The 6,431-nt window shown below is 33.8% G+C and carries 2 protein-coding genes; one reads left to right on the top strand and one right to left on the bottom strand.

The window, feature by feature from the left end; all coding sequences use genetic code 11:
* Positions 1 to 1,010: 1,010 nt before the first annotated feature.
* Positions 1,011 to 2,579, bottom strand: coding sequence for a glycosyltransferase (locus AB1L08_RS21185; protein WP_413066596.1), 1,569 nt, complete (start codon positions 2,577 to 2,579; stop codon positions 1,011 to 1,013).
* 201 nt (positions 2,580 to 2,780) lie between these two features.
* Here AB1L08_RS21185 and AB1L08_RS21180 point away from each other — a divergent pair, with 201 nt between their 5' ends.
* Positions 2,781 to 6,086, top strand: coding sequence for a CDP-glycerol glycerophosphotransferase family protein (locus AB1L08_RS21180; protein WP_413066595.1), 3,306 nt, complete (start codon positions 2,781 to 2,783; stop codon positions 6,084 to 6,086).
* Positions 6,087 to 6,431: the final 345 nt, after the last annotated feature.

The following is a 6,431-nucleotide window of genomic DNA, read 5'->3' as shown; positions in this document are numbered from 1 at the left end:
TCCCGAATTGATTTCTAAGAAGATTATCGCACGGATGACCTATGAACAGAATGTGGGTTTTATTTGACGCTTACGTTATAAGTAGGAGAGGGACTGGTCAGTATAACCACCGCGAATATAGGTTTTAATTTGCTTGAAAAAGGAACAGATGAGATATTTGACTTGGATAGATAAGAGGACTTTACTAAATTACTGCCGATTTATTTTGGTTACAATTGAATAATGCTTATGAACATCGGTATATACCTGTATTGGGCGGCCTACTTTCAGTATTTCCTGAAGGATTTTTACGTAAAAAATGGTAACGAGGCCATGGTAGAGGATTTTTACAAGAATTGGGAAGTGAAACAGATTAATTAGCCAAAGAAGTTTAAACAAATTCGAGTCTACGGTTAGATTCGTAAGACATTCTCATTGGCAACAAACAAATGAATATCAAGCGACTTCCTTGGATAAGCCAAGGCACTTTATAGTGATTTAAAAGCGATCGATTCGGGATGGATCAAGTGCAATTCGTTAATTTTATTTGGTTAAATGAAGCTGCTACTGATACAATGGATTGGACTTCAATATGATGTTATACGGTTATATATCCAGAGGGCCCAAATGGAGAACTAAATTGAGAAAGCTGAACACGATTTTTCCATCAGAGGCCCTTGGGGAAACGAACAACTCATCATGTTATTTGCGTATAATCTCTTTGAACTTTTAAGATGGGTCATTGCTCAATCCTTTTAAAAGAACATCATTCAAAGATTTCATAGAGAAAACGTCCAGGCAGCCAGTTCATTCACCTTCACACTATACAAACATGTTATAGATTCTGGAAGGATATCTTAATAAACAAGGCCAGGATTCGAAAACTTGAATAAGCAAATGTAGCTGAATAAATTGGAGGTCATGGACATGCTCTTTTGTTTTGGGGGAGAGTGGTGAACTGTCCAATTTGCATGACTTATGAGACTCCAGAAACCACTACAAGATTTTACCAAACCCTTCAGAAATAATGTTTAGTAGTCTTTACCAAACTTTTGTTTCAATGCAAAGTCAACGACTTCAAGCCACCTCTCTTTATATTTATCTTTACCAAAGTTTTTTTCAACATGTTTTTTTGCTTTTTTACCCATTTCCAAGGCTATGTCGGGATTTTCAAACAGATAAATCATTTTATTGGCCAACTCTTCTATATTTCCATTTTCGACTACAAACCCGTTTTCTCCGCTTTTTATCATGTCAGAGGGTCCGTATTTGAAATCATAACTAATAACGGGGGTTTGGTTACTCATACTTTCAAGTATGGATAAGCAGAAGCCTTCTTGCTTGGAAGCCATAACAGAAAAGCTTGCTTTTTGGTATTTTTTATCCGGATCTTGAGTAAAACCTTTTATTTGTATATTTTTCCCTAGGTGTAGCTCTTTTATTAATCTCTCTAAATTATCTTTTTGATCCCCATACCCCCATATCTCCAACCGAGCTTCAGGAATTTTTTCAACTACAATCTTAAATCCTTTTATAATATGATCTATTCTTTTCATGGTTGCAAATCTACTAATGACTATTGCCAGCTTTTGATCCCGTTTAATTGGAGAAAATATGAATTTAAATGGGTTAGTTTGTGTTTTATGGTAATGAGGTATTACCTTAAGATTCCTTTGTGGACCTATCCTTTTTTCTATATCCACTCTTTGTTCTTCTGTTAATAATACTGCAGCGTCAAAAGTATTAATATTATTAAATCCCATTTCAACAGTGGAGGCTATTTCGGCGCTTTCATTATAAGGGTGTCCCAAGTGCCCACTATGCAATCTCCAAATTTTCGCTACGTTAGGGTGATTGAACTTTATTAGAATCTCATCGGTATTCCTTGCGTCGGAAACTATTACAGCTTTATTAGAAACAAACTTGTCAATAATGTTTTGGAGCCAATGTAATTTATGGGAAAAATTATCATTAACAAATGTGTTAGTTAATGCCCCCTGTTTATTAAACAACAAAATTCTTTGCACTTTATTTTTGGAAGGATCATTCCACTGTGTAAAATAGGCTTTTCCATCATTGTCATAGTATATGATTTGTCTTGGTTTATTTAATAGAAGATCCATATAGGTCACCTTTTTTAGGTTTCCCCAGGGATCATATTCCTCGCGTTTTGTCCGATATCTATTTTCATTAAAGAAATCAATAAAATGTATTGAACCATCCTCATTTAAGGAAATGTATTTTACATATAGGCCATTTTTGAATAATCTATAAGCATTATGTCCTTCCCTTTTATCCATTACCATTCCCTCAGAGAGCTCAACCAATTCTCTCTTTTTTGTAGGTTCGGTAATTATCAACGGCTCATTGTATCCTTCAAATGTTTCATACATATTATGAATCATGACATCTTTATGCACTTTATCTAATTCTAATAATTTTTTTCGAATTAAAGGATACTTGGTATTAAAATTAAAAGTGAGGATATGTGTTTCATATCCCATTTCAGCAAAGAAAGAAGCCTGGTTAAGAGCTGCTTTAGTAAGCCCACCTCTTACGATATCAATAGAATTTACCAAAAAAAACATTACCGGTTTCATAAAATTCACCTCATCTTTAATGTGAAATTATTATAACAAAAATTGGTTTAAATAGAGCAGGAGTTCCTATCACGTTTTTTAGACTATGTTATAACTATAGCTGATTAGTTACTATAAAAGAAAAAAGAGTATAGTAAAACAAACTTTGAAAATTGTATTATAATGTAGAAGTAAATCCAAAAATGTTAGTAGGGGTTGTATATGAAATTGATCTCTTGGATAAAAAGAAAGAAAAAACAAAAACTGAAATATAAATTGTATGTCTCACAAATAAATGATTTTTTAACCCTATCTGGATTTCTTTCAAATAATAACTATAAAGTTGTAGGCCTTTGGCTCGTATCACGTGACAAAAATGTTGATATGGAAATTTGTACAGTCTCTCCATCGAACGAATTTGAATTCAAAGTTTCATTGATCGAAGTAATAGATAAATTAAAAGGGCATGAAGATACATTTTATGATTGGTACTTGAGAATAAGAAAGAAATATGAAGATTTAAACCCTTCTGAGCAAGAGAGAGATGATCTAAAAGTTATAAAATTGGGTGGTGTTCAATACGGGGAATACTTAATCCGTTGTGGAAGGTTCCAGAAGACGAGAGTCGAAGGTTTAACTTTATATTTCCAGGACGATGACTCAATCATAAATTATTTAACGGATAAAGGAAATTTATCGCTCATAAAAAATAAGGAGTTAACTGTCCCGATTAAGCATCAAATAGACAAAATTAAAAAGGAAAAAAACGGTTTAATCCTTGAAGGGAAGCTGTTTACAAAAAGCTCTATGATTGAAAACGGAGAGATTGTCATCAGGGGGAGGGAAACCCAACAATATTTAACATCTTCTGCTGTCAATTTTACCTTGTTAAAAGAAGAAACAGAAGAAAAGTATGGGTTGCACCGATATCAATATAGGGCTCAAGTTAATCTAAGAGATATTACGAATGGTAAACTTCTTCCTGAAGATATATACGATTTATTTTTTAGATTGCAATTAAACAATTCTGTAGAAGACAGGTATATACGTATTGGACGGCCAACTTTCAGAGCACGATATTTTCTTAAGGACTTTCATGTAAAAAATGAAACTGAAGCACTTGTTGTTAATCCTTATTTCACTTTTAAATATTCGAACCTTTCTCTTGAGGTCTATAAGTATCCAATAGAGACATTTAATTATCTTCGTAAACTCATGCTCTGGTCATGGGTAATTAGAATAATGAATTTAAAAAATGATACTTGGATCGTAGGGGAAAGAATTTATAAGGCCCAAGATACAGGATTGGCTTTCTTCAGGTATATGCGCACGAAGCACCCTGAAAAAAAAGTTTTTTATGTTATTGATAAAGATTCTCCGGAGAAAAAGAATGTGGATCAATATGGGAACGTGCTTGAATTTAAATCAAAAGAGCACATTTACCATACCTTGATTGCCAAAAAAGTTATTTCGTCACACCATCCAGATTATTTATACCCGCTGAGAACTGATAAGTTTAAGAATAAAGTGAAAGCTGATAAAGTGTTCCTGCAGCATGGCGTTATGGGAACGAAAAATATGGTTGCCAATTATGGTAAAAATGCTCATGGCTTTAATACGGACTTTTTTATCGTAAGCTCAGACTTTGAAAAAGAAATGATTGTCAATGATTTTGGCTATTCACCTAAAGAAGTCTTTGTAACTGGTTTATCCAGATTCGATACGCTGTTTAAAGATGATGTAAAAAAGAAAAGGCAGATCCTAATCATTCCTACGTGGAGGGACTGGATCGTTACCGAAGAAGCTTTCTTTGAAAGTGAATATTATGAGCGGTATGAACAGCTAATAAATGACACTCAGTTACACAAGTTGGCAAATGATTATGGGTTTGATATTATTTTTTGCCTACACCCAAATATGCAAAGGTTTAGCCAATATTTTGAAAACCCGTCTGTCAAGATCATCAATCAAGGGGAAATAGATGTCCAGCATTTAATTAAGGAAAGTGCCTTAATGATTACGGACTATTCAAGTGTTGCGTTTGACTTCAGCTTCTTGTATAAACCAGTTATATATTATCAATTTGACCGTTCTAAGTTCATAGGTAAGAGGCCGTCCCATTTGGATTTGGATAATGATCTTCCGGGTGAAATTTGCTTCGAAAAAAATGAAATTCTTCAACTGGTAGAGGATTATGCAGGCCATGACTTTGCCATGAAGCCAGAATACAAAAAACGTGCGGATAAGTTCATCAAGTTTAGGGATCAATTTTCCTCTGAAAGAATTTATAAGGTCGTTCGTGACAATAAGGCTAACAAACAAATTTTTCATAATCCAAAAATAGAAATGCTGGCCAATGAAATTTTTCGCCGTTACAGAAAAAGTCGCTTGTATTATCCAAGCATGAAGCTTTTTTACAGAATAGGTTCGAAAATTATACCCGTTGATAAAAAGCTCATTCTTTTTGAAAGTGGGCTTGGCAAACAATATGGGGATAGCCCTAAGAATATTTATGAAGAAATTCTAAAACAAGGCCTTGATTATAAAAAAGTGTGGGTTTTAAACAAACAGCATAGATTCAAAGATCCGAACACAAAACGAATAAAGCGATTAAGCCCTCTTTATTATTACTACCTATTAAGAGCTGGCTACTGGGTAAATAATCAAAACTTCCCAGCTTATATAAAAAAACGGCCAGGAACAGTATACTTGCAAACATGGCACGGAACACCATTAAAAAAGATGCTGTATGATATAGAAGAAGTACATGGAAGAGCTGACGATTATGTTGAAAGAGTGGGAAGGGCAATAAAAAATTGGGATTACCTCATTTCACCAAGCCCCTATGCGACCAAAGCGTTTCGGAGTGCATTTCGCTATAAGGGTGAGATTCTCGAAACGGGCTACCCGAGAAATGATATATTTTATCATGAGAAGAAAAATAAGATTGCCGAGAAGGTAAGAAAAAAATTAAACTTGGATGAAAACAAAAAAGTGATATTATATGCGCCAACATTCAGGGATGATCAAACTTCGGGCAAAAACAAATTTTTATTTAAAATCCAAATAGATTTGCATAAGATGAAGGAACAATTAGGAGATGAATATATTGTTTTATTGCGAATGCATGTAGTGGTAAGCAATAAAATAATCATAGAGGAATCTTTGCAAGGTTTTGTTTATAACGTGTCCGGCTATCCAGATATACAAGACCTGTATTTAATTACAAATATATTGATTACGGATTACTCGTCAGTCATGTTTGACTTTGCCAATACTGGGAGACCTATTTTATTTTACACGTACGATTTGGACAACTATCGGGATCATTTACGGGGATTTTATATGGACTTTGAAAAAGAAGCTCCCGGCCCGCTTGTATATAATACCGATGAGATTATTAACAGCGTAAAGCATATAGATGCAATCCAAGATCAATATAATGAGAAGTATGTAGATTTTCAAAATAAATACTGCCCATTAGAGGATGGAATGGCGAGCAAACGGGTCGTAGAACGGATATTTTAGAATAAAATCCCCTTAAATAATAAAAACAAAGGGTCTTTTATAATGATAATAAAATAAATAAGAAGATTGAGTTTTATACTACTGTTGCAAATAACCTTGGTTTATCAGTTACTACAATCTCAAATTAATACATTTGCTATAAAGTGCCATCTCCGAGGAAATCATGGGATGGCATTTTTTGTATTTAAAAAATGAATGAACAATAAGTGACCATCGAACTAGTTCTAAAAATTTAATACTTTTAACCGATATGAAGAATATGGATCTGAATATACTCTCGGCATTCCAAACGAGTAAATTCCTGAATTCCCAAAAATTTACTGGAAATGGAGTGTAATCTGATGA

This window comes from Siminovitchia jepli (assembly GCF_047228825.1).
Lineage (GTDB): Bacteria > Bacillota > Bacilli > Bacillales > Bacillaceae_C > Siminovitchia.
Note: the sequence above shows the minus strand (reverse complement) of the source record. Positions and strands in the feature narration are given on the sequence as shown.